Annotated in this window: 22 protein-coding genes; 8 read left to right on the forward strand and 14 right to left on the reverse strand. The window is 71.7% G+C overall.

Features of this window, described 5'->3' with window-relative positions; all coding sequences use genetic code 11:
* Positions 1-132 precede the first annotated feature (132 nt).
* Positions 133-972 carry a hypothetical protein gene (locus ACWCV3_RS07340; RefSeq protein WP_451219740.1) on the reverse strand — a complete coding sequence of 280 codons (840 nt, stop codon included), beginning with the start codon at positions 970-972 and terminating at the stop codon, positions 133-135.
* A gap of 181 nt (positions 973-1,153) precedes the next feature.
* Here ACWCV3_RS07340 and ACWCV3_RS07345 point away from each other — a divergent pair, with 181 nt between their 5' ends.
* From ACWCV3_RS07345 to cseC, 5 genes are all read left to right on the forward strand, one after another.
* Positions 1,154-2,029: an HhH-GPD family protein gene (locus tag ACWCV3_RS07345; protein ID WP_030811197.1), complete on the forward strand. Its 876-nt coding sequence runs from the start codon at positions 1,154-1,156 to the stop codon at positions 2,027-2,029.
* Positions 2,030-2,299: 270 nt separating this feature from the next.
* On the forward strand, positions 2,300-2,839 hold the full coding sequence (locus ACWCV3_RS07350) for a SigE family RNA polymerase sigma factor (RefSeq protein WP_451219743.1): 540 nt from the start codon (positions 2,300-2,302) through the stop codon (positions 2,837-2,839).
* On the forward strand, positions 2,827-3,477 hold the full coding sequence (locus tag ACWCV3_RS07355; RefSeq protein ID WP_451219746.1) for a hypothetical protein: 651 nt from the start codon (positions 2,827-2,829) through the stop codon (positions 3,475-3,477). The genes ACWCV3_RS07350 and ACWCV3_RS07355 overlap by 13 nt, the downstream gene beginning before the upstream one ends.
* A 45-nt stretch (positions 3,478-3,522) precedes the next feature.
* Complete coding sequence (gene cseB, locus ACWCV3_RS07360; RefSeq protein WP_451219749.1) at positions 3,523-4,227, forward strand: two-component system response regulator CseB; 705 nt, start codon at positions 3,523-3,525, stop codon at positions 4,225-4,227.
* 8 nt (positions 4,228-4,235) lie between these two features.
* Positions 4,236-5,567, forward strand: a complete 1,332-nt coding sequence (gene cseC, locus ACWCV3_RS07365) for a two-component system sensor histidine kinase CseC (protein ID WP_451219752.1) — start codon at positions 4,236-4,238, stop codon at positions 5,565-5,567.
* Positions 5,568-5,616: 49 nt separating this feature from the next.
* Here the strand turns inward: cseC and ACWCV3_RS07370 are convergent, their stop codons facing one another.
* Complete coding sequence (locus ACWCV3_RS07370; protein WP_451219754.1) at positions 5,617-7,221, reverse strand: MDR family MFS transporter; 1,605 nt, start codon at positions 7,219-7,221, stop codon at positions 5,617-5,619.
* Positions 7,222-7,343: 122 nt separating this feature from the next.
* Between ACWCV3_RS07370 and ACWCV3_RS07375 the strand changes: the two genes are divergently transcribed.
* Entirely contained in the window at positions 7,344-7,943 is a 600-nt protein-coding gene (locus ACWCV3_RS07375) for a TetR/AcrR family transcriptional regulator (protein WP_451219757.1), read from the forward strand.
* A 65-nt stretch (positions 7,944-8,008) separates the two neighbouring features.
* Here the strand turns inward: ACWCV3_RS07375 and ACWCV3_RS07380 are convergent, their stop codons facing one another.
* Complete coding sequence (locus ACWCV3_RS07380; RefSeq protein ID WP_451219760.1) at positions 8,009-8,554, reverse strand: M23 family metallopeptidase; 546 nt, start codon at positions 8,552-8,554, stop codon at positions 8,009-8,011.
* Positions 8,555-8,994: 440 nt separating this feature from the next.
* Between ACWCV3_RS07380 and ACWCV3_RS07385 the strand changes: the two genes are divergently transcribed.
* Positions 8,995-9,591: an HAD family acid phosphatase gene (locus ACWCV3_RS07385; protein WP_451219763.1), complete on the forward strand. Its 597-nt coding sequence runs from the start codon at positions 8,995-8,997 to the stop codon at positions 9,589-9,591.
* Between the two features lie 327 nt (positions 9,592-9,918).
* On the opposite strand, the gene ACWCV3_RS07390 is transcribed toward ACWCV3_RS07385, so the two are convergent.
* Positions 9,919-12,441 (reverse strand): ATP-dependent Clp protease ATP-binding subunit, encoded by a 2,523-nt coding sequence (locus ACWCV3_RS07390; protein ID WP_451219766.1) that lies wholly within the window; start codon positions 12,439-12,441, stop codon positions 9,919-9,921.
* Between the two features lie 430 nt (positions 12,442-12,871).
* Between ACWCV3_RS07390 and ACWCV3_RS07395 the strand changes: the two genes are divergently transcribed.
* Complete coding sequence (locus tag ACWCV3_RS07395; RefSeq protein WP_451219769.1) at positions 12,872-13,528, forward strand: SCO3374 family protein; 657 nt, start codon at positions 12,872-12,874, stop codon at positions 13,526-13,528.
* Here ACWCV3_RS07395 and ACWCV3_RS07400 read toward each other — a convergent pair.
* The 10 genes from ACWCV3_RS07400 to ACWCV3_RS07445 form a co-directional block, all read right to left on the reverse strand.
* The gene (locus ACWCV3_RS07400; RefSeq protein ID WP_451219772.1) at positions 13,507-13,842 is read right to left on the reverse strand and encodes a histone-like nucleoid-structuring protein Lsr2; all 336 of its coding nucleotides are present in this window, start codon (positions 13,840-13,842) and stop codon (positions 13,507-13,509) included. The two genes, ACWCV3_RS07395 and ACWCV3_RS07400, sit on opposite strands and share 22 nt — an antisense overlap.
* 204 nt (positions 13,843-14,046) lie before the next feature.
* Positions 14,047-14,580, reverse strand: a complete 534-nt coding sequence (locus tag ACWCV3_RS07405) for an amino-acid N-acetyltransferase (RefSeq protein ID WP_451219775.1) — start codon at positions 14,578-14,580, stop codon at positions 14,047-14,049.
* A 9-nt stretch (positions 14,581-14,589) separates the two neighbouring features.
* Positions 14,590-14,985, reverse strand: coding sequence for a BlaI/MecI/CopY family transcriptional regulator (locus ACWCV3_RS07410; protein ID WP_451219778.1), 396 nt, complete (start codon positions 14,983-14,985; stop codon positions 14,590-14,592).
* 65 nt (positions 14,986-15,050) lie between these two features.
* On the reverse strand, positions 15,051-15,227 hold the full coding sequence (locus ACWCV3_RS07415; protein WP_451219781.1) for a hypothetical protein: 177 nt from the start codon (positions 15,225-15,227) through the stop codon (positions 15,051-15,053).
* A gap of 77 nt (positions 15,228-15,304) precedes the next feature.
* Complete coding sequence (locus tag ACWCV3_RS07420) at positions 15,305-15,964, reverse strand: hypothetical protein (RefSeq protein WP_451220331.1); 660 nt, start codon at positions 15,962-15,964, stop codon at positions 15,305-15,307.
* A 136-nt stretch (positions 15,965-16,100) separates the two neighbouring features.
* Positions 16,101-16,898, reverse strand: coding sequence for a type III pantothenate kinase (locus ACWCV3_RS07425; RefSeq protein WP_451219783.1), 798 nt, complete (start codon positions 16,896-16,898; stop codon positions 16,101-16,103).
* Between the two features lie 5 nt (positions 16,899-16,903).
* The gene (gene nadC, locus ACWCV3_RS07430; protein WP_451219786.1) at positions 16,904-17,884 is read right to left on the reverse strand and encodes a carboxylating nicotinate-nucleotide diphosphorylase; all 981 of its coding nucleotides are present in this window, start codon (positions 17,882-17,884) and stop codon (positions 16,904-16,906) included.
* A 48-nt stretch (positions 17,885-17,932) separates the two neighbouring features.
* Positions 17,933-19,630 carry an L-aspartate oxidase gene (locus ACWCV3_RS07435; protein ID WP_451219789.1) on the reverse strand — a complete coding sequence of 566 codons (1,698 nt, stop codon included), beginning with the start codon at positions 19,628-19,630 and terminating at the stop codon, positions 17,933-17,935.
* Positions 19,627-20,628, reverse strand: a complete 1,002-nt coding sequence (gene panC / locus ACWCV3_RS07440) for a pantoate--beta-alanine ligase (protein WP_451219792.1) — start codon at positions 20,626-20,628, stop codon at positions 19,627-19,629. Before panC ends, ACWCV3_RS07435 begins: the two co-directional genes overlap by 4 nt.
* Complete coding sequence (locus tag ACWCV3_RS07445; RefSeq protein ID WP_451219795.1) at positions 20,625-21,623, reverse strand: Rossmann-like and DUF2520 domain-containing protein; 999 nt, start codon at positions 21,621-21,623, stop codon at positions 20,625-20,627. Before ACWCV3_RS07445 ends, panC begins: the two co-directional genes overlap by 4 nt.
* Positions 21,624-21,710: the final 87 nt, after the last annotated feature.

The raw sequence follows: 21,710 nt of genomic DNA on the forward strand, positions 1-21,710 counted from the left end.
CCCTGCGAAGCACCGGTTGCCTCGGATCAGGCCGGACCCCGCGAGCCCGGCATGATCCGTACGAGAGGCCCCGGGGTCTTTCGTTTGGATCATGCCGGGTCAGGGAGCGGGGTCTGATCCGGACGAGAGACCCTAGTCCGCCGACAGGACGAACGACGTCTGCGTCTTGGCGAAGCCCGACGCCTTCGCCTCCAGCAGGTACGTGCCCGGCTTGGCCTTGCCCGCCGGCGGGGTGGCGCACTTGGCGGCGCTGGGGTGGCGGTCCCACTTGACCGTGTAGGTGATGCTCTCGTCGGCCGGGACGCGGAAGACGAGGCTCCTGGCGCCCTCGGGGCAGTCGTCGGAGGCCCAGTAGGGGTCGTCGCCGTCGGCCGGGCTGATCTCCAGAACCGTGCGCTCGGGACCGAGGTCGACCTTGCAGTCGCCGGACGCGCCGTTGCGCACGGTGAGTTCGAAGGTGGGGGTCTCGTCGGGCGAGAAGGAGTTGTGCTTGCTGCGCAGGCTGACCGTGACCTTGCCGGGGGCGCAGACCGGGAGCGGGGAGGACGCGGCCAGCGCGTCGACCGCGCCGACACTGCCGCCGCCCGTGCCGGAGGCCGAGCCCGAACCGCCCGTGCCCGAGCCGGAGTCGCCACCGGAACCACCGCCGTCACCGGAGCCGGCCGACCCGGACCCGTCGCCCGAGCCGGAGCCGCCCGACCCGCCGTCACCGGAGCCGCCGCCGCCCGACTCGTCGCGTCCGCCGGGGTGTTGGCTGATCGCGGGGCCGGAGGACGTGGGACCCGGCGTGATCGTGGACGCGGGATTCTTGCCGTCGGGGCCGCCCGCGCCGTTCTTGCCTCCCCCGCCGCCGGACACGACGATCCAGGTGACCACGAGCGCCAGCAGGGCGATCACGGACACGATGACGACCCTCCGTCGCCAGTAGATGGAGGAGGGAAGCGGCCCGACCGGATTGCGCAGAGATCCCACGCGGAAACTGTACGAGAGATCATGCCCACGACTCGCGTCCCCCGCCGCCCTCTCATCAACTTTTCCGGATCATCATCCCGGTAACTTCCCTCGCGCACCGGCATCTTGTGCCGAGCGCGACGCTCCGTGCGCGGGCGGTGACCCACATGGTCCGCGTGCGGCGTGGCAGGATCGGAAGGCCATGACTGAGAAGCTTCACGCCCCCGTGATCGACTGGTTCGACTCTCACGCCCGCGACCTCCCCTGGCGCCGCCCGGAAGCGGGGCCGTGGGGCGTGATGGTCAGTGAGTTCATGCTCCAGCAGACCCCGGTCAGCCGAGTGCTGCCGGTCTACGAGCAGTGGCTCGCCCGCTGGCCCCGCCCGGCCGACCTGGCCAAGGAGCCGCCCGGCGAGGCGGTGCGCGCCTGGGGCCGGCTCGGCTACCCGCGCCGCGCGCTCCGGCTGCACGGCGCGGCCGTCGCCATAACGGAGCGGCACGGCGGGGACGTGCCCACCGACCACGCCCAACTGCTGGCCCTGCCCGGCATCGGCGAGTACACGGCCGCCGCCGTGGCCTCCTTCGCCTACGGGCAGCGGCACCCGGTGCTGGACACCAATGTGCGCCGGGTCTTCGCGCGCGCGGTGACCGGTGTGCGCTACCCGCCGAACGCCACCACGGCGGCCGAGCGCAGGCTCGCCCGCGAACTGCTGCCCGACGAGGACGACACGGCCGCGCGCTGGGCCGCCGCCTCCATGGAACTGGGCGCGCTGGTGTGCACGGCGAAGAACGAGGAGTGCCACCGCTGCCCGATCGCCGCGCAGTGCGCCTGGCGGCTCGCGGGCAAGCCGGAGCACGAGGGCCCGCCCCGGCGTGGGCAGACGTACGCCGGCACCGACCGCCAGGTGCGCGGGAAGCTGCTCGCGGTGCTGCGGGACGCGCATGTCCCGGTGCCGCAGACGGCGCTGGACCGGGTGTGGCACGAGCCGGTGCAACGGGCCCGCGCGCTCGACGGCCTCGTCACGGACGGCCTGGTGGAGCCGCTGCCCGGCGGGATGTACCGGCTGCCGCTCGGCTGACCCACAGGAAGGTCACAGCCGCTGGCCGTCCGTCACGACCCGCCCCGGCCAACAAAGCATTTCATAAAGGGGCATGACGGCCACTGTCTTTACCCCCGGCTCACGGCTGTTACACAACCGACGGACAGCCGAGTGCCGGCCGCGGGCTTCCTCGGACAACCCCGTGACAACCGCTCCGTAGCTTCGTTCCGTGCCCGGCGGACCACCGGGCCTGTGAGACAAGGCCCCGGCGCGGACCGGGGCGACGGGGAACACGGAAGGCGGTCGGTCATGGCGCAGGGCGAGGTGCTCGAGTTCGAGGAGTACGTACGGACCCGGCAGGACGCGCTGCTGCGCAGTGCCCGCCGCCTGGTGCCGGACCCGGTGGACGCGCAGGACCTGCTGCAGACCGCGCTGGCCCGCACCTACGGGCGCTGGGACGGCATCGCGGACAAGCGGCTGGCCGACGCCTACCTGCGCCGCGTCATGATCAACACCCGTACGGAGTGGTGGCGGGCGCGCAAGCTGGAGGAGGTGCCGACCGAGCAGCTCCCCGAGAGCCCGGTCGCGGACTCCACCGAGCAGTACGCCGACCGCGCGCTGCTGATGGACATCCTGAAGGTGCTGGCTCCCAAGCAGCGCAGTGTCGTGGTCCTGCGACACTGGGAGCAGATGTCCACGGAAGAGACGGCCGCGGCCCTCGGCATGTCCGCGGGCACGGTCAAGAGCACGCTGCACCGGGCGCTCGCCCGGCTCCGCGAGGAGCTGGAGGCCCGTGATCTGGATGCACGTGCGCTGGAGCATGAGGAGCGGGAGCGTTGCGCGGCCTGACTGAGGGGCCCAGACGTGTCCGAGGCGTACGCGCGGTGGTCCTGGCGGTGGCCGGGATCGCCGCTGTCGGCCTGTCCGCGACCGCCTGTGGCGCGGGAGGCACCGGCGCGCGGGACGAGGGCCCGGCGCACGCCTCCGCCGTGGCCGGCGCGGCGCCCCCCTCCACCGGTCCGGCGGCGGGCTACCACCGCGTGGACGCGGTGAGCCTGCTCAAGCGGGACCCGGCTGTCTCCGCGGCCGTCAAGCACGAGCTGAAGCCGTGCGGCAGCGGCGACGACTACCCCGTGGACGTCTCCTACGGGGACCTCACCGACTCGGACCGCTCCGACGTCGTGGTCAACGTGCTGACCTGCGCCGACGCGGTCGGGATCGGCGCGTATGTGTACCGGGAGAGCGGGGGCTCGTACCGGAACGTGTTCAGGACCGAGGAGTCGCCGGTCTACGCGGAGATCGACCAGGGCGCGCTGACCGTGACCAAGCAGGTCTACAGCCGGGGGGATCCCATCTCCAACCCTTCGGGCGAGGACGTCGTCCCCTATACGTGGAAGGCGGGCCGGTTCGTGCCGGGCAAGCCCGTGCACACGGACTACAGCGGGGCGGTGGGCCACGACCAGCCCACCGCCGTGCCCGGCGACTGACGTGCCGGCACGAACACGAGGACCCACGAGGACTGAGAGCACCGGATGCCAGAGCACACGCACGTCCTGTTCGTCGAGGACGACGACGTCATCCGTGAGGCCACCCAGCTCGCCCTGGAGCGGCACGGCTTCGCGGTGACCGCGATGCCCGACGGGCTGTCGGGCCTGGAGGCGTTCCGCGCGGACCGGCCCGACATCGCGCTGCTGGACGTGATGGTGCCGGGGCTGGACGGGGTCAGTCTGTGCCGCCGCATCCGGGACGAGTCGACGGTGCCGGTGATCATGCTGTCGGCGCGGGCGGACTCCATCGACGTGGTGCTGGGTCTGGAGGCGGGTGCCGACGACTACGTGACCAAGCCGTTCGACGGCGCGGTGCTGGTCGCCCGCATCCGGGCGGTGCTGCGCCGCTTCGGGCACGCCGGGCGCTCGTCCGGAGCCGGGGCGGACGGCCCGGCGGACGGTGACGGGGTGCTGACCTTCGGCGAGCTGGAGGTGGACACCGAGGGCATGGAGGTGCGGCGGGCCGGAGAGCCGGTGGCGCTCACCCCGACCGAGATGCGGCTGCTGCTGGAGTTCTCCGGCGCGCCGGGCACCGTGCTCTCCCGCGACAAGCTGCTGGAGCGGGTCTGGGACTACGGCTGGGGCGGGGACACCCGCGTGGTCGACGTCCACGTGCAGCGGCTGCGGCAGAAGATCGGTCAGGACCGGATCGAGACGGTCCGCGGCTTCGGCTACAAGCTGCGGGGCTGATGGCGGTCATGCGGAGTCTCTTCAGACGTCCGGTGCGGCGGGTGGCGAGCGTGGGCCTGCGCACCAATCTGCGGTGGAAGCTGAGCGCGGCCATCGCCCTGGTCGCGGGACTGGTGGCCATCGCGCTGAGCCTGGTGGTGCACAACGCGGCCCGGGTGTCCATGCTGGACAACGCCCGTGACCTGGCCAACCAGCGGGTGCAGCTCGCCCAGCGCAACTACGAGCTCGCCGGCCGGCCCAACTTCCCCAGCATCAAGATCGACGACCCGGCTCTCCCCCGCGAGCTGCGGGCCAAGGTGGAGGAGGGGCGCCGGGCCAGCTACGTCAGCGACACGGGCAGCGGCGAGCCGGACATCTGGGCCGCGGTGCCGGTCAAGAACGGGCACGTGCTCTCGCTGCACGGCGCCTTCCCGGACAAGTCCGCGGACGTACTGGCCGACCTCGACCAGGCGCTGCTCATCGGCTCCATCGCGGTGGTGCTCGGCGGCAGCGCGCTCGGCGTGGTGATCGGCGGCCAGCTCAGCCGTCGCCTGCGCAAGGCCGCCGTCGCCGCGAACCAGCTGGCGACCGGCGAGACCGACGTACGGGTGCGGGAGGCCATCGGCGGGGTCGTGCGGGACGAGGCCGACGACCTCGCCCGCGCGGTGGACGCCATGGCGGAGGCGCTGCGCCAGCGGCTGGAGGCGGAGCGGCGGGTCACGGCCGACATCGCGCACGAGCTGCGTACCCCGGTGACGGGACTGCTCACGGCCGCCGAGCTGCTCCCGCCGGGCCGGCCGACCGAGCTGGTGCTGGACCGGGCCAAGGCGATGCGCACGCTGGTGGAGGACGTGCTGGAGGTGGCCCGGCTGGACGGGGCCTCCGAGCGGGCCGAGCTGCAGGACATCCTGCTGGGCGAGTTCGTCTCCCGGCGCGTGGCTGCTAAGGACCCGGACATCGCCGTACGGGTGGTCCACGAGTCCGAGGTCACCACCGATCCGCGCCGGCTGGAGCGGGTGCTGTTCAACCTGCTGACCAACGCCGCACGGCACGGCGAGCCGCCCATCGAGGTGACCGTCGAGGGCCGGGTGATCCGGATACGCGACCACGGCCCCGGCTTCCCCGAGGCGCTGCTCGCCGAGGGCCCGCTGCGTTTCCGTACCGGCAGCGAGGACCGCGCCGGGCAGGGCCACGGCCTCGGCCTCACCATCGCCGCCGGGCAGGCCCGCGTCCTCGGCGCCCGCCTCACCTTCCGCAACATCCAGCCCCGCGGCGAGGGCGCGGTGGCCGTCCTGTGGCTCCCCGAGCACGCGCCCACGGCGACGGGCAGCTACACGGTCCCGCCCACCCTGCGGGGCTGACCACGTAAAGGCCCCCCCGGCCGGGGGGCCTTTACGTGGTCGGAGCGGGTCAGACCGCCTCGATCACCGGGGCCGGGATCGCGTCCGTGGACTCGGCGGACGGCTTCTGGGGGCCGCCGCGCAGCGGGACCTCCTTGACGAAGACGGCCGCGACGAGGACCACGACGGCGATGACGGAGCCGAGGAGGAAGGCGGAGTGCGTGCCCGCGGACACCGCGTGCTGGTACGCCTCCCGCGCCGCGGCCGGCAGCTTCGCCAGGCTGGCGGCGTCGAGCTGGGCGGACTTCTCGGTGATGCCCTTGCCCAGCGCACCGGCGCGCTCGGTCATCACGTCCTGGACCCGGTTGTTGAACAGGGCGCCCATGACGGCCACACCGAACGAGGAGCCGAGGGTGCGGAACAGGGTGGCGGAGGAGGACGCGACGCCCATGTCCTTCATCTCCACGCTGTTCTGCGCGACCAGCATGGTCACCTGCATCAGGCAGCCCATGCCCGCGCCGACCACGGCCATGTAGACCCCGGAGGTCAGCCGGGTGGTGTCTGTGTCCATCGTGGACATCAGGTACAGGCCGATGATCATCAGCACTCCGCCGGTGACCGGGAAGACCTTGTAGCGGCCACTGTTCGTGGTGACGCGGCCCGCGATCATCGAGGTGACCAGCATCGCGCCGAGCATCGGCAGGAGCAGCAGCCCGGAGTTGGTGGCGGAGGCGCCCTGCACGGCCTGCTGGTACAGCGGCAGGAAGAGCGTCGCGCCGAACATCACGAAGCCGGTGACGAAGCCGATGACGGACATCAGGATGAAGTTCAGGCTCTGGAAGATGTGCAGCGGCAGCACCGGCTCGGCGGCCTTGGTCTGCCAGAACACGAACCCGACCAGCGAGACCACGCCGAGAGCGGTCAGCTCCATGATCCGCGCGGAGGTCCAGGCGTACTCGGTCCCGCCCCACGTGGTGACCAGCACGATCGCGGTGATGCCGACGGTCAGCAGGACCACGCCGAGGTAGTCGATACCCGCCTTGGCCCGCTTCTTCGGCAGGTGCAGCACGGCCGAGACCAGCGCCAGCGCGACCGCGCCGAGCGGCAGGTTGATGTAGAAGGTCCAGCGCCAGCCCCAGTTGTCGGTGATGGTGCCACCGACCAGCGGGCCGCCGATCATGGCCAGCGCCATGACGCCGGCCATCATGCCCTGGTACTTGCCCCGCTCACGCGGCGGGATCAGGTCGCCGATGATCGCCATGACGCCGACCATCAGACCGCCCGCGCCCAGGCCCTGGACGGCCCGGAAGGCGATCAGCTCACCCATGCCCTGGGCCATGCCGCTCAGCGCGGAGCCGATCAGGAAGATCACGATCGAGCCGAGGAAGGCGCCCTTGCGCCCGTACATGTCACCGATCTTGCCCCAGACCGGGGTCGAGGCCGCGGTGGCGAGGGTGTACCCCGTCACGACCCAGGACAGGTGCTCGAGCCCGCCCAGGTCGCCCACGATGGTGGGCATCGCGGTGCCCACGATCATGTTGTCCAGCATCGCCAGCATCATGGCGATCATGAGCGCGAGCAGGACCACCCGTACGCTCTTCGGCTGCTTCTCCGGCTTCTTCTCCGGCTGCTCGGGCCCCGCCTGGCCCGCCTTGGCCGTCTGCGTGTCCGCCATCTCTCCCACTCCCCCTGGCGGCTACTACTTACTTGCCGCCCGGCTAGTTCACTACGCTGGAAGGTAGCCTGCTACTAGCCGGGCGTCAAGTAAGTTTCCGCGTGAGCGGGAGGAGTACGAGGATGGGCGACACCATGGACGGCACCAAGCAGCAGCGCCGCGGGAACACCCGCCAGCGCATCCAGGACGTCGCGCTCGAGCTCTTCGCGGAACAGGGCTACGAGAAGACCTCTCTACGCGAGATCGCGGAGCACCTAGATGTCACCAAGGCGGCTCTCTACTACCACTTCAAGACCAAGGAGGAGATCATCGTCAGCCTCTTCGAGGATCTGACGCAGCCGATCGAGGACCTGATCGAGTGGGGCCGCAGCCAGCCGCACACGCTGGAGACCAAGCAGGAGATCGTACGGCGCTACAGCGCGGCGCTGGCCGGGGCGCAGCCGCTCTTCCGGTTCATGCAGGAGAACCAGGCGACGGTGCGGGAGCTGCGCATCGGGGACACGTTCAAGGAACGCATGAAGGGCCTCAGGGAGATCATCATCGATCCGGAGGCCGAGCTGGTGGACCAGGTCCGCTCGATCAGCGCGCTGTTCACCCTGCACGCCGGCATGTTCGTGATGGCGGACCTGGAAGGCGACCCCGAGAAGAAGCGCGAAGCGGTTCTCGAAGTCGCCGTGGATCTGGTGACGCAGGCGCACGAGGGCGCCCGCGGCGATCAGTAGTCCGGACATCCGCGGTCCGGACTACCGGCGGTGGCCGGTGAGGGCCGGGGGCGGTGGCCCAGGGCTCAGACGTGGACGCCGTGGGACCGCAGGAAGTTGAGCGGGTTGACGGCCGAGCCGTAGTTCGGCGTCTTGCGGATCTCGAAGTGCAGGTGCGGGCCGGTGGAGTTACCGGTGCTGCCCGACTTGGCTATGTGCTGACCGGTCTTGACGACCTGACCGATCTTGACGTCGACCCGGGACAGGTGGGCGTACTGCGAGTACAGGCCGTTGCCGTGCTTGATGACGACGGCGTTGCCGTACGCGGGGCCGTCGCCGGCGCCGTTCGGACCGGCCTTGACCACGGTGCCGCCGTGGGCCGCGAGGACCTCGGTACCGGTGGGCACCGCGAAGTCCTGACCGCTGTGCTTGTGCGCCCAGTGGCTGCCGCCCTGGTCGAAGCTGGCGGAGAGGGTGTACTTCTTCACCGGGTCGACCCAGGAGGTCGCGGAGGCGGAGGCGGCGCTGGCAACCCCGCCACCCAGTACGGCCGCGGCGCCGGCACCGGCGGCAAGGACAGCCACGCGGGTGCGGAGCGCGGACGTACGGACGGACGTGGAACGCTTGAACATCGATACCTCGTGAACTCGGAGACAGAGCGCCACCCGGCGTACGGATGTTTCGCCGTGTGCCGGGCGGGACTCCACATTGGTAACCCCTCGCCCCATCCGGGTTCAAAGGGCCCATCTACGGCACGAGTTAGTAGAAGCGTCCCAAATCGGTCATCTCTTGACAGGCCGGGCGCTCCGGCGGGACCAGGCGCTACGGCCTGCCGATATCACTGAGGGTTTCAACGCGTACGTCCAGGTTTGCCGTGTTTTGGAATACCACTATCCCGGCTAGTACCGGACATATCGCCTGTGCGGCATGTCACCGGCGGACCGACTCGGGGACCCGATAAATGTGATGCGCGCCTCTAGCAACCTACCGTCCGGTAACCCTACGGTTCCCCTCGCGCCACCCGCTCCGCAGACCATGCACTGCACCGTACGGACGCGAGAGGACCCCCTTCATGACCAGACGCCCCCTGGCTCGCCGGATCGCCGCCATCGCCGTCTCCACCGCAGCGCTCGCCGCCCTCGCCGCCCCCGCCGAGGCCGCCACCGCCACCGCCACCGCCGTGGACTACGGCACCTGGCAGCAGGACTGCGGACGGGTGATGAGCGAGGCCCTCCCCTACATCCAGAGCCGCGCGGCCTCCGGCGCCGGTGAGAAGCAGGCCATCGTCCTGGACGTGGACAACACCACCCTGGAGACGGACTTCGGCTTCCAGTTCCCCCAGCCGGCCAACCGCCCGGTACTGAAGGTCGCCCAGTACGCCCAGGACCACGGTGTCGCCCTGATCTTCGTCACCGCCCGCCCCGGACTGCTGCACTGGCCCACGTCCTACAACCTCGAACACGACGGCTACCGCGTCACCGACCTCCGGGTCCGCGGCCTCTTCGACCTCTTCAAGGACATCGCCGCCTACAAGACCGCCCAGCGGGCCGACATCGAGCGCCAGGGCTACACGATCATCGCGAACATCGGCAACAGCGCGTCCGACCTGAGCGGCGGGCACGCGGAAAGGACATTCAAACTCCCGGACTACGACGGGCAGTTGTCCTGAACTGACCCGAGTTCCCCGGAGCCGCAGGCCATCGGCGGGAAGACGACCTCGGGGGAATCCGCGAAGCCCGGAGGTATTTCGATTCGTCCGTACGCCGGCGAAGTGCCGGCCCGTGTGGAATCCGAGTACTTCCGCGCCCCCGTTTTCCTCTCAAGACCTCGGACGCGCTGCCACAGGGCCTGCGAAAGGGTCGATTCGCCGAGCGCCGAAGACCGGTCCGCACGGCCCGACCCGTGATCCGTCCGCCCAAGGGTGCTCCGGAGAAACGCCGAAGGGGCCGGTGCCCACAGGCACCGGCCCCTTCGGGCCACGCGAACCCCCGGAGGGTTACGCGTCCTTGTTCAGGTTCGGACCGCCGCCCGCCGCCTGCTCGATCGGCGGGGCGTCCGGAAGAGCGGCCTTTTCCTCGCCCCGGAAGGTGAAGGTCTGGTTGTCGCCCTCGCCCTCCGTGTCGACGACCACGATGTGGCCGGGGCGCAGCTCGCCGAACAGGATCTTCTCCGAGAGGGTGTCCTCGACCTCGCGCTGGATCGTGCGACGCAGCGGACGCGCGCCCAGCACCGGGTCGTAGCCCTTCTTGGAGAGCAGCTCCTTCGCGGACTGGGAGAGCTCGATGCCCATGTCCCGGTCCTTCAGGCGCTCGTCCACCTTGCTGATCATCAGGTCGACGATCCGGAGGATGTCCGCCTGAGTGAGCTGCGGGAAGACGACCACGTCGTCGACGCGGTTGAGGAACTCGGGACGGAAGTGCTGCTTCAGCTCGTCCGACACCTTGTTCTTCATGCGCTCGTAGTTGGTCTTCGTGTCGCCGGAGGCGGCGAAGCCCAGGTTGAAGCCCTTGGAGATGTCCCGCGTGCCGAGGTTGGTCGTCATGATGATGACCGTGTTCTTGAAGTCCACGACCCGGCCCTGGGAGTCGGTCAGACGACCGTCCTCCAGGATCTGCAGCAGCGAGTTGAAGATGTCCGGGTGGGCCTTCTCGACCTCGTCGAAGAGGACCACGGAGAACGGCTTGCGGCGCACCTTCTCGGTGAGCTGGCCGCCCTCCTCGTAGCCCACGTAACCGGGGGGCGAACCGAAGAGCCGGGAGACCGTGTGCTTCTCGCTGAACTCCGACATGTCGAGGGAGATCAGCGCGTCCTCGTCACCGAAGAGGAACTCGGCGAGCGCCTTGGACAGCTCGGTCTTACCGACACCGGACGGACCGGCGAAGATGAACGAGCCACCGGGACGCTTCGGGTCCTTCAGACCGGCACGGGTGCGGCGGATCGCCTTGGACAGCGCCTTGACGGCGTCGACCTGGCCGATGACCCGCTTGTGCAGCTCCTCCTCCATGCGGAGCAGGCGGCTGGACTCCTCCTCGGTCAGCTTGAAGACCGGGATGCCCGTGGCGGTGGCGAGGACCTCGGCGATCAGCTCGCCGTCGACCTCGGCGACGACGTCCATGTCGCCGGCCTTCCACTCCTTCTCCCGCTTGGCCTTGGCAGCCAGGAGCTGCTTCTCCTTGTCGCGCAGGGAGGCGGCCTTCTCGAAGTCCTGCGAGTCGATCGCGGACTCCTTGTCCCGGCGGACACCGGCGATCTTCTCGTCGAACTCGCGGAGGTCCGGCGGCGCGGTCATCCGGCGGATGCGCATCCGGGAGCCGGCCTCGTCGATCAGGTCGATCGCCTTGTCCGGCAGGAAGCGGTCCGAGATGTACCGGTCGGCCAGGGTGGCGGCCTGGACCAGCGCCTCGTCGGTGATGGAGACGCGGTGGTGCGCCTCGTACCGGTCGCGCAGGCCCTTGAGGATCTCGATCGTGTGCGGCAGCGACGGCTCCGCGACCTGGATGGGCTGGAAGCGGCGCTCGAGGGCGGCGTCCTTCTCCAGGTGCTTGCGGTACTCGTCCAGCGTGGTAGCACCGATGGTCTGGAGCTCACCGCGGGCCAGCATCGGCTTGAGGATGGAGGCGGCGTCGATCGCGCCCTCGGCGGCGCCCGCACCGACCAGCGTGTGCAGCTCGTCGATGAACAGGATGATGTCGCCGCGGGTGCGGATCTCCTTGAGCACCTTCTTCAGGCGCTCCTCGAAGTCACCGCGGTAGCGGGAGCCGGCCACCAGGGCACCGAGGTCCAGGGTGTAGAGGTGCTTGTCCTTGAGGGTCTCGGGCACCTCGCCCTTGACGATGGCCTGGGCGAGACCCTCGACGACGGCGGTCTTGCCGACGCCGGGCTCACCGATCAGCACCGGGTTGTTCTTCGTGCGGCGGGACAGCACCTGCATGACCCGCTCGATCTCCTTCTCGCGCCCGATGACCGGGTCGAGCTTGGTCTCACGAGCGGCCTGGGTGAGGTTCCGGCCGAACTGGTCGAGGACCAGGGAGGTCGAGGGGGTGCCCTCGGCCGGGCCGCCGGCGGCCGCCGTCTCCTTGCCCTGGTAACCGGAGAGCAACTGGATGACCTGCTGGCGCACCCGGTTGAGGTCTGCGCCCAGCTTGACCAGGACCTGGGCGGCGACGCCCTCGCCCTCACGGATCAGGCCGAGCAGGATGTGCTCGGTGCCGATGTAGTTGTGGCCGAGCTGAAGGGCCTCGCGGAGCGACAGCTCCAGGACCTTCTTGGCACGGGGGGTGAAGGGGATGTGGCCGGACGGGGCCTGCTGGCCCTGACCGATGATCTCCTCCACCTGCTGACGGACCGCCTCAAGCGAAATGCCGAGGCTCTCCAGGGCCTTAGCGGCGACACCTTCACCCTCGTGGATGAGACCCAGGAGGATGTGCTCGGTGCCGATGTAGTTGTGGTTGAGCATCCGGGCTTCTTCCTGAGCCAGGACGACAACCCGCCGCGCGCGGTCGGTGAACCTCTCGAACATCGTTAATCGCTCCTCAGAGCGGTCAGGCAGTGGGGGGAACTTCCCCTCCCTGTCCTTCCGCAGCTTAGTCCCGCAAGCGGGGACCGCTCATTCCAACTGCCGACACCGTCGATGGCCTCCTGACCCCGAACGCCGACATCTGCTCCAACTCGATGGTGCGAGACGATGTTCCCGCAGGCCAGGCAGTTACCCCACTCGCCGTTCCGCCGATGGCGAACGTGAGACGGCCTTTCCTGCGTGTCGTCCCCTCCCACTAGGCATGTCTTACCCGCGGTGACGGGCGGTCCATGCCGCGCGCACCGTTTCCCTCCGCTACGGGCGAACAACCTCACGACCCCGGTTGCGCCTGTGCGCGCCCCTCGCTCGCACACAGCGTGACCAGGTGGAGGCCCAGCGTGACTCCCGGGCGCCTTCGCCTGTTGCACCTGGCATGGCTGGCTCAACGCGCCCGGCGTCCCCGGAGCCCTTCCCCCCGTCGTCGGCGCCGCCCTTCCCACGCCCGAGGTGCCCGTTCGGCCCGGCCCCCGAGGAGGCGGGCCGGCACTGGTACGAACACGTGCTGGGCTGGGCGACGGCGCCGGGGGCGCCACTGCGGCTCGTGACGGGGGTGCGCTTCGACGTGCTGGACGTGCCGGCCGAGGCGGGGGCTCCGGCCCTGCGGCATCTGGCGCCCGGCTCCCCGGTGGCCCTCGTGGGCGGCCGGATGCGGCTGCTGGTGGCCGCGGGCAGCGCGGAGGAGCTGCCGGGGCTGCTCGACTGGCTGGAGTGGGGGGCGCTGACGCTGGACCTGCGGGCGCTGGGCGCCGGGGGCGTGACGGAGGCGCCGGCGCCGCCCGCGGGTGGCACGACGGTGCCCCGGCCGGGCGCCCGTGCCGTTCAGGGGGCCGCCGTGTGGCTGCGGCCCCCCGGGCCGGGGCGCGATCTGGAGGCGGCGCTGCCCGCGCTGCCGTCCTTCGAGGGCGTCACGGGCGCCCCCGATCTCGTACGGCTGGTGGACACCGTTGCGGCGCAGTGCCACCGGGTCCGGCTGCGGCGGGGCGCCGGGCCCCGTTCGCGGGGGCGTGATCAGCCGTTGGCCTTCTCGTAGGCCTCGCGGATGGACGCGGGAACGCGGCCGCGGTCGTTCACGTCGTAGCCGTTCTCCTTGGCCCAGGCGCGGATGGCCGCGGTGTCCTGGCTGCCGCCGGAAGCGGCGCGGGCCTTGCCGCGGCCACCGGAGGAACGGCCACCGGTACGACGGCCGCCCTTCACATAGGCGTCGAGAAGGCCGCGCAGCTTGTCCGCATTGGCGGTCGTGAGGTCGATCTCGTAGGTCTTGCCGTCCAACGCGAACGTCACGGTCTCGTCAGCCTCGCCGCCGTCGAGGTCGTCGACAAGAAGGACCTGAACCTTCTGTGCCACCGGATTTCCTTTCATCGAAAACGTGAGGGCGGGGAGGTCCCGCGGCGTACGCCGTTTAGCCGCCCCTGTTATATGCAGTGCAGCAGTACGCCGGAAAGCAAACCGCTTTTGCCGGAAAAACACAAACCCTCGGGGAGAGACCCCGGGCCCTCTCACGTCCGGAAACGTGCGCGTTTCGGACATAGGGAACCGGGGCATTGGCGATCACAGATGCAGAAGCATCCGGCTGTTGCCCAAGGTGTTGGGTTTCACTCGTTCGAGACCGAGGAACTCCGCGACGCCCTCGTCATAGGAGCGCAAGAGCTCCGCGTACACATCGGTGTCGACCGGTGTCTCGCCGATCTCCACGAAGCCGTGCTTGCTGAAGAAGTCGACTTCGAAGGTCAGGCAGAAAACGCGGCGAACGCCGAGCCGGCGCGCGGTGTCGAGCAACTTCCCCAGCAGCCGGTGGCCCACTCCGGCGCCCTTGAGGGCCGGGTTCACGGCGAGAGTGCGGACTTCCGCGAGGTCTTCCCACATGACGTGCAAGGCGCCGCAGCCGACGACCTCGGCGTTGTCGTCGCGTTCCGCGACCCAGAACTCCTGGATGTCCTCGTAAAGGGTGACCGTGGCTTTGTCGAGCAGGATGCGGTCACGCGAGTAGGCGTCGAGGAGTCGGCGTACAGCGGGAACATCGCTGGTCCGGGCGCGCCGGACGGTGATGGCATTCGCGGGGACTTCGGGGCTCTTCGCTGACATGGGCGGACGCTATCGCCCGCCGGTCTCCTCCGCCGAACCGGGGTTCTCGCGCGTTTGCGGCCCCTGGACGATACGGATGGCGTCGCTGAGGGCCTGGCGCTGTTCCTCGCTCATCATCCCGAAGAACGCGACGAGTGCGGCGGCCGGGTTGTCGCTCTGCGACCAGGCGTCGTTCATGAGCGCGGCCGCGTAGGCGGCTCTGGTGGAGACGGCCTCATATCGATAGGCGCGCCCTTCCGCCTCACGGCGGACCCAGCCCTTCTGATGGAGGTTGTCCAAAACCGTCATGACGGTGGTGTACGCGATCGAGCGTTCCCGCTGGATGTCCTCCAGGACTTCCCGGACGGTCACCGGGCGGTTCCACTTCCACACCCGTGACATGACGGCGTCTTCGAGATCTCCCAAGGGGCGAGGCACAAAGCAGATATTAGTGGGAGATCCGGTCGAACCGGCGCCGACGTGCGGGGCGCTCAGGCGTCGCCGCGGGCCGCCTGGCGGGCGCTCTCCGCGCGCGCGAGGGCGGCGTCGACGGCCGCGTCCTCCTTGCCCTTGGCCGCGCCGCCCTGGGTCTTCACGATCACCCGGACCACGCCGATGAAGAGGGCGGCCATGACGAAGGGGGGCACCAGCGCGGAGACGTAGTCCATGGCTCCAGGGTAGCCACGCGGGGCGCCCGGGCAGGGGCGGGGTGGGCGTTGTGTCCTCCCCGCCCCGAAGGGCCAGGTCAGCCCGCGGCGAGATGGTGGGCGCGGTCGTGCCCGGCGGGCGGCGACTGCGGTTTGCGGCGCGGGAAGACCTCGCCCGGGGTGGGGACGGGGCGCTTCGGGGCCGGCGGCGCGGCGGGGCGCTCGCCGGGGCGCGGCGAAGAGGGCCGGGAGGGCTCCTCCGCCGGCTTCCGGGCGGCTTCCCCGGGCTCGTCGGCCCCGGTGGGCCCGGAGTCCTCGGCACCGCCCGGCAGGGCGAGCAGGCGGGCACGCGAGGGCGGTGCGGCGGGAGCGGGGACGGTGGGCGCGCCGGTGGCGAAGCGGGTGCGCACGCTCCGCTGGACGACGCCCTGGCAGTGGGCCAGCAGGGCGGCCGCCACCGGGTTGCCGCGCAGCGCGCGCAGTGCGGTGAGGTCGTCCGGGGCCGGCCGGTGCCCGGCGCCGAGCGCCTCTTGGAGCAGGGCGAGGTAGCCGGCCGCGGTGCCGGGCAGGGCGGCTCGGTAGCGGCCCAGGTCGGCCAGGAGGAAGGCGTGCAGGCGAGCCGCTTCGTCCAGTGCCTCGTCGACCGACTCGGCGAGGCGGAAGCAGTCCTGCACGTCCTCGGCGGAGGCCGTGCCGGGGTGGAGGGCGAGGGCGAGGGCGCGGCGGAGCACACGCAGCTCCTCCGCACCGAACGCCATGGCGCCGCGAGTTCCGTAGGGCGTGGGCATGCGGCGACGCTACCGCTAATCGGACAAAAGTTACGGAATGGGACGCATTGTCACGCGTGTCGGACCCAGGGTTCCCCCGCCCGGCCCTGGGTCCCGCGCGGGCCGGCTACCTGCGCGGCACGTTGCGCTCGTAGACCAGGCGCAGGCCGATCAGGGTCAGCCAGGGCTGGTGCTCGTCGATCACGGAGGACTCACCCAGCACCATGGGCGCCAGCCCACCGGTGGCGATCACGGTGACGTCGTCGGGGTCGTCCGCCAGCTCGCGCGCCATCCGGCCGACCACCCCGTCCACCTGGCCGGCGAAGCCGTAGACGATGCCGGACTGCATGGCCTCGACGGTGCTCTTGCCGATCACGTTGCGCGGGCGGGCCACCTCGATCTTGCGGAGCTGCGCGGCCTTGACGCCGAGCGCCTCCACCGAGATCTCGATGCCGGGGGCGATCACCCCGCCGACGTACTCCCCGCGCGCGGAGATCGCGTCGAAGGTGGTCGCGGTGCCGAAGTCGACCACGATCGCCGGGCCGCCGTACAGCTCGTTGGCGGCGACCGTGTTGATGATGCGGTCGGCGCCGACCTCCTTGGGGTTGTCGAACTGGACCGGCACCCCCGTCTTGACGCCGGGCTCGACCAGCACGGCCGGCACGTCGCCGTAGTAGCGGCGGGTGACCTCGCGCAGCTCGTGGAGCACCGAGGGCACCGTGGCGCAGACGGCGATGCCGTGGATGCCGTCGCCCAGTTCCTCGCCGAGCAGCGGGTGCGTGCCCATCAGGCCCTGGAGCAGCACCGCCAGCTCGTCGGCCGTGCGGCGCGGGTCGGTGGACACGCGCCAGTGCTCGACGATGTCCTCGCCGTCGAAGAGACCGAGGACGGTGTGGGTGTTGCCGACGTCGATCGTGAGCAGCATCCGTCTCACTCCGCCGGGCGCAGGTCCAGGCCGATGTCGAGCACCGGCGAGGAGTGGGTGAGGGCGCCGACGGCCAGGAAGTCCACGCCGGTGTCGGCGTAGGCGCGGGCGTTCTCCAGGGTGAGCCGCCCGGACGCCTCCAGCTCGGCGCGGCCTGCCGTGAGGGTGACGGCCTCGGCGCACTCGCCGGGGGTGAAGTTGTCCAGCAGGATCAGGTCGGCGCCCGCCTCGACGGCCTCGTGGAGCTGGTGCAGGGTGTCGACCTCGACCTCGACGGGGAGGTCCGGGAAGGCCTCCCGTACGGCCTTGAACGCCTCGGCCACGCCGCCTGCGGCGAGCACGTGGTTGTCCTTGACCAGGGCGGCGTCGGACAGGGACATGCGGTGGTTGACACCGCCGCCGCAGCGCACCGCGTACTTCTCCAGCGAGCGCAGGCCGGGGGTGGTCTTGCGGGTGTCGCGCACGCGCGTGCGGCTGCCCTCCAGGACGTCGGCCCACGCGCGCGTGGCGGACGCGATGCCGGACATGCGGCCCAGGATGTTCAGGGCGCTGCGCTCGGCGGTGAGCAGGTCGCGGGTGCGGGTGGTGACCGACAGCAGGCACTGGCCGGCCTCGACCAGGTCGCCGTCCTCGACGTGCCGCTCGACCTCGAACTCGTCCTCGCAGACGACGGAGAGCACGGCCTCGGCGACCCGGAGGCCCGCCACCACGCCGGCCTCGCGGGCGACGAAGTCGGCGGTGGCCACCGCGTCCTCGGGGATGGTCGCCACGGTGGTCACGTCGACGCCACCGGCCAGGTCCTCCTGGACGGCGACGTTGGCGATGTCCTCGATCTCGACGGGGTCGAGCCCGGAATCGGCCAGCAGCGCGGCCAGCGCGGGGTCGAGGCCGCACTCCAGTTGCTCTTCGCCCTCCTCGTCCGCGCCGCAGGCGCAGCCGTCGCCGCAGCCGCCGGTCGGGGCGAGGGGAAGGTCGTCGGTGCTCACGTTCGTCACTGCTCCTGGGGACGCGGGTTCACCCGGTGGACCGAGATGTCACCGGGTAGGGGGGAAGTCTGCGCTCTCGGTGGTGCGTACGGCCAGCGAACGGTCCGCGCGGAGGGTCACCACGAGGTGGCGGCGCCAGTGCGGGTCGTCGCGGTCGGCGTGGTCCTCGCGCCAGTGGCAGCCGCGGGTCTCCTCGCGCAGCGCGGCGGCGGCGACCAGGACGCGGGCCACGTCCAGGAGGTTGGTGGCCTCCCAGGTGTCGACGCCGGGCTCGGCGGTCTTGCCCTCGCCGTCCAGGGTGTCGCTGGCGCGGGAGTGCAGCTCAGCGAGGCGCTGCGCGGCGCGTTCGAGGGAGGCGGCCGAGCGCAGCACGCCCGCGCCCTCGGTCATGATCCGCTGCACCGCGAGCCGGTCCTCGGGGGCCAGCAGGGGATGCGCGGGTGTGCCGTGGCGCGGGACGGGGGCCGGCACGCGCGTGTGCGGGCCGTTCGCGGCGTGCTCGGCCGCGATGTCTGCGGCCAGGCGCTCGGCGTAGACGAGTCCTTCGAGCAGGGAGTTGGAGGCGAGCCGGTTGGCGCCGTGCACGCCGGTGCAGGCGACCTCCCCGCACGCGTACAGGCCGGGCACGGTCGTACGGCCGCGGTCGTCGGTGCGGACGCCGCCGGAGGCGTAGTGGGCGGCCGGGGCGACCGGGATCGGCTCGGTGACGGGGTCGACGCCGTGGGCGCGGCAGGCGGCCAGGATGGTCGGGAAGCGGTGCTCCCACATGTCGGCGCCGAAGTGCCGGCCGTCGAGGTACATGTGCTCGGCGCCCGTCTCCTGCATCCGCCGCGTGATGCCCTTGGCGACGATGTCGCGCGGGGCCAGCTCGGCCAGCTCGTGCCGGCCGACCATGAAGCGCGTGCCGTCGGCGTCCACCAGGTGGGCGCCCTCCCCGCGCACCGCCTCGGAGACCAGCGGCTGCTGGCCCTCGGCGTCGGGGCCGAGGAACAGCACGGTCGGATGGAACTGCACGAACTCCAGGTCGCTGACCTCGGCGCCCGCGCGCAGCGCCAGCGCCACGCCGTCGCCGGTGGAGACCGGCGGGTTGGTGGTCGCGGAGAACACCTGGCCCATGCCGCCGGTGGCGAGCACCACGGCGGGCGCGTGCACTGCGCCCACTCCGTCGTGCTGGCCCTCGCCCATGACGTGCAGCGTGACCCCGGCGGTGCGGCCCTCGGCGTCCGTGAGCAGGTCGAGGACGAGCGCGTTCTCGATGGTGCGCAGGCCCCGCGCACGGACGGCGTCGACCAGCGCGCGGGAGATCTCCGCCCCGGTGGCGTCCCCGCCCGCGTGCGCGATGCGGCGCCGGTGGTGGCCGCCCTCGCGGGTGAGCTGGATCGAGCCCGTGTCGTCGGTGTCGAACCGCGCGCCGGTGTCGATCAGCCGCCGCACGGCGTCGGGGCCCTCGTTGACCAGGAGGCGTACGGCGTCCTCGTCGCACAGGCCGGCGCCCGCGACCAGGGTGTCGTCCAGGTGCTGTGCGGGGGTGTCGCCCTCGCCCAGGGCGGCCGCGATGCCGCCCTGGGCCCAGCGGGTGGAACCGTCGTCCAGGCGGGCCTTGGTGACGACGACCGTCGTCAGGCCGGCCGCCTCGCAGCGCAGCGCGGCGGTCAGGCCGGCCACGCCGGAGCCCACCACCACCACGTCGGCCGGGATGGACCACCCGGGGGCGGGCGCGTGCAGTCGTATGCCGGTGCTGGTCACAGGGCGGCTCCAGGGCTGCCGAAGGTGAGCGGGATGTTGTCGATCAGCCGGGTGGAGCCGACCCGCGCGGCGACGGCGAGGACCGCCTCGCCGGTGAAGTCGTCGGCGACCTCGGTGAAGTCGGCCGGGTCGACCAGGGCGAGGTAGTCCAGGTCGAGCGGCGGGTCGAAGCGGGCGGCCTCGTCCAGGGCCTGGCGGGCCGCCGCGCGGACGGCCGCCGGGCCGCCGGGCGCGGCGGTGGCCACGGCGTGCGCGTCGGCCGCCGCCCGCGACTCGCCTATGGCGCTCAGCGCCTCCGCACGCGCGTGCGTGGAGGGCACTTCCAGGGCCCGCGCGCGCAGGGCCTCCTGGGCCGCGTGCCGGTCACGGCCGGCGAACAGGGCGCGGGACAGGGTGAGGGCGGTGGCCCGCTCCTCGGGGGCGAGGTAGCGGTTGCGGCTGGACAGGGCGAGCCCGTCCTCCTCGCGGACCGTGGGCACACCGACGATCTCCACGCCGAAGTCGAGGTCCCGCACCATGCGCCGGATGAGCGCGAGCTGCTGGGCGTCCTTCTGCCCGTACAGCGCCACGTCGGGCCGGGTGAGGTGCAGCAGCTTGGCGACGACGGTGAGCATGCCGTCGAAGTGGCCGGGGCGGGTGGCGCCCTCCAGCCGGCCGCCCATGGGGCCTGCGGTGATCCGCACCTGGGGCTCACCGCCGGGGTAGACCTCCTCCACGGACGGCGCGAACACCGCGTCGGCGCCCGCGCGTCCGGCGAGCGCGAGGTCGGCGTCCAGGGTGCGCGGGTAGCGGTCGAGGTCCTCGCCGGCGCCGAACTGGAGCGGGTTGACGAAGACGGTGACGACGACCTCGCCGTCCGGCCCGGCGATCTCGCGGGCGGTGCGGATCAGCGTGGCGTGGCCCTCGTGCAGGGCGCCCATGGTCATCACGACGGCACGGCGGCCGTGGCGCACGCGCGCGTGCAGCTCGTCGGCGGTGCTCAGCAGGGCGGTGGTCATCGGTCGTTCCCCTCGGGGCCGTTCTCGTCGTCGTCCGCGTCGGTGCCGCTGCCCGGGGCGCTGCCGGTGCCGGTCTCCTGGTCGGCGAGCACGCCGAGCAGGTCCTCGGCCAGCTCGGCCTTGAGCAGGCCGTGGGCGAGGGCGCGGTCGGCGGTCGCGCGGGCCATCGCCACGTACCCGGCGACGGTCTGCGGGGAGTGCTCGCGCAGCTCGGCGATGTGCGCGGCGACCGTGCCCGCGTCCCCGCGCGCGACGGGACCGGTCAGGGCCGCGTCGCCGGAGCGCAGGGCGTTGTCCAGGGCGGCGCCGAGCAGTGGGCCCAGCATCCGGTCGGGGGCGCCGACCCCGGCCGTGCGCAGCAGCTCCATGGACTGGGCGACCAGGGTGATCAGGTGGTTGGAACCCAGGGCGAGGGCGGCGTGGTAGAGCGGGCGGCTCTCCTCGCTGATCCACTCCGGCTCGCCGCCCATCTCGATGACCAGGGCCTCGGCCGCGAGCCGCAGCTGCTCGGGCGCGGTGACGCCGAAGGAGCAGCCCGCGAGGCGCTGGACGTCGACGGGGCTGCCGGTGAAGGTCATGGCCGGGTGCAGCGCCAGCGGCAGCGCGCCCGCGCGCAGGGCCGGGTCCAGCACCGAGACGCCGTACCGGCCGGAGGTGTGCACGAGGAGCTGGCCGGGGCGGACGGCGCCGGTCTCGGCGAGGCCGGTGACCAGGCCCGGCAGGGCGTCGTCGGGGACGGTGAGCAGCACCAGGTCGGCGCGCTGGAGCACCTCGGCGGGCGGCACCAGCGGTACGCCGGGCAGCATCCTCTCCGCGCGCCTGCGGGAGGTGTCGGAGACGCCCGAGACGGCCACCGGGCGGTGTCCGGCGAGCTGGAGGGACGCGGCCAGGGCGGGGCCCACGCGTCCGGCGCCGACGACGCCGACGGCGAGCCGCGCGGGGCGGTCCTTGGTGCCTGTGCTGTCTGTGCTCTCAGGGGGATGGACTGTACTCACGCGACCGTGACCTTCCCGTTCCAGTCCGCTCTGGGTACCGGACGATTTCTCGTCATGTTAACGCTATCCGGTGACCGGCCCCGGTTG

This window comes from Streptomyces sp. NPDC001781 (genome assembly GCF_053596035.1).